The organism is Candidatus Nealsonbacteria bacterium, from assembly GCA_019923625.1.
GTDB lineage: Bacteria > Patescibacteriota > Minisyncoccia > Minisyncoccales > RBG-13-42-11 > JAHXGN01.
Genome location: JAHXGN010000017.1, coordinates 9444 through 11389, shown reverse-complemented (window position 1 = coordinate 11389; position 1946 = coordinate 9444). Strand labels below are relative to the sequence as shown.

Annotated in this window: 3 protein-coding genes and 1 tRNA gene; all 4 read right to left on the bottom strand. The window is 36.7% G+C overall.

What is annotated here, in order from left to right; all coding sequences use genetic code 11:
- Positions 1–193, bottom strand: a 193-nt coding sequence (locus KY055_02480; protein MBZ1345469.1) for a hypothetical protein, incomplete at its 3' end; no start/stop codon positions are given.
- Positions 194–443: 250 nt separating this feature from the next.
- Positions 444–517: transfer RNA gene (locus tag KY055_02475), tRNA-Gln, on the bottom strand.
- 13 nt (positions 518–530) lie between these two features.
- Positions 531–1679, bottom strand: a complete 1149-nt coding sequence (dnaX, locus tag KY055_02470) for a DNA polymerase III subunit gamma/tau (protein ID MBZ1345468.1) — start codon at positions 1677–1679, stop codon at positions 531–533.
- Between the two features lie 9 nt (positions 1680–1688).
- Positions 1689–1946, bottom strand: a 258-nt coding sequence (locus KY055_02465) for a diacylglycerol kinase (protein MBZ1345467.1), incomplete at its 5' end; no start/stop codon positions are given.

The window sequence follows — 1946 nt, the reverse complement described above, 5'->3', positions numbered from 1 at the left end:
TTTTCCTTTTACTCAAAACAAAGATATAAAGAATCTCTAAAATAGCTAAGGTATTAATGACTAAAAGAGCAATAAACCACCATTTATCATTCTTTCTAGCTGCTTTCCACAAAGCTACTCCTTTCCATGGCAAGCACCAAGCAATCATTAATAAGATAAGCCATTGATTTTCAACTAAAAATTCTTCTGTCACATTTTTATTTTTTACTCTATAGTCAACTTCGTTGTACTTCAGGGCTCAATTAATTTCCTGCCCTGAGCCTGTCGAAGGGCTCGACTTTTTGTTTTGAATTTCCTCCTGAATTTTTCTATGGTCGGTCGCCTCAACTTTTAAAAGATTTTCTATTAACGGACTCACATTTTTATTTTAGAATGCCTTGTTTAAAATTAATTGGCTTAATAAATTTATTTTACCAAAAAATCGCCTTCTTGGCGATTTTTGTTGGCTGCGGGGCTAGGATTCGAACCTAGATCAGAGGGACCAAAACCCTCTGTGCTACCGTTACACCACCCCGCAATATCAATGAAAGCTAGGTTTTCATTTCAACGTTGCGCTCGGCTTGCGCCTCACTTACGTATTCAATTACGGCTAATTCCAGGGGCAGTTGCGGAATTGAAGAATATTTCATTTTGTTTTCCGCTTCCAGAAAAAGATTTATAATTTGGCGCAATTCCTCTTCTTTAAAAATTTCCGTCTGTTTTTGAAGTTTTTTAAATTCCTCTTTGGTTAGACCGATAATTAAGGGGTTATTCTCTTCCCCCCCGGTTAATTTTAAAATCAAGGCCTGTCTTAGATAATCAATTAAGGTTTTGCTGAATTGTTGAAGGTCTCTCCCCTGCTCTATTAATTCATTTAAAAAACCAAGGGCTTGGGCTGCTTTTTTTTGAGAAAGAAAATCAACAAATTGACTGACTAAATTTATTTCCACCAATCCCAATAAGTCCTTGATATCCTCAGCTTTTATTTCTCTTTTTTCTTCCAAAACGCCCGAAAATGTTAAAACCTGGTCCAATAGACCTTCGGCGTCTCTAATTGAACCCCCGGAATTTATGGCAATTAGCTCTAAAGCCGGTTTTTCAATTTTTATTCTCTCTTTTTCGGCAATAATTTCCATTCTTTTGATAATTTCCGGCCGGGTCAGTTTTCTAAAATCAAATCTCTGGCAGCGGGAAATAATCGTTGGTATCATTTTGTGAATTTCGGTAGTGGCTAAAACGAAAATAGCATGAGCCGGCGGTTCTTCCAAGGTTTTTAAAAGGGCATTGGCAGCGTCTTTGGTGATTTGGTGACTTTCGTCAATTATATAGACCTTATATTTTGATTTTGTCGGGACAAATTTTATGCCATCTCTTAGTTCTCTTACTTCATCAATTCCCCGATGAGAAGCAGCGTCAATTTCAATTAAATCAATTGAGTTTCCTTGTTTAATTTCCAAACAAGAAGAACATTTTTGACATGGCTCAAATTGACCATCCCGGCGATTATAGCAATTTATGGCTTTGGCTAAAAGTCGAGCCATGGTTGTTTTTCCGCTGCCTCTTGGCCCGGCAAACAAATAGGCGTGGGAAATCATTCCTGAAGAGAGGGCATTGGTTAGGGTCTGGATTATATGTTCCTGACCGATAATTTCAGAAAATTTCTGGGGACGATATTTTCGATATAAGACCAAATTTGTCATTAAATTTTATTATTTTAAAAATCCTAAAAAATGGGGCAAAAAAACGATTAGGCCAATCATAATTGAACCCAGAATCGCCAATAGAACGATAGCCGACATAACATCTTTAATTTTTCTGACCCTTTCATCGCTTTCCGGTTGAAGAAAATTTAGAAATCTTTCAAAAACAGAGTTTATTAGTTCTAATCCCAAGACGGCAAATATCATTGTTAAAAGAACGGCTTTTTCGGTTCGGGAAGTCGGAAAATAAAACATAGCCATAGAAAC

What these genes read in the sequence shown, in the direction of transcription:
- dnaX (MBZ1345468.1), bottom strand. Translation starts at nt 1,679, where the DNA reads ATGACAAATTTGGTCTTATATCGAAAATATCGTCCCCAGAAATTTTCT.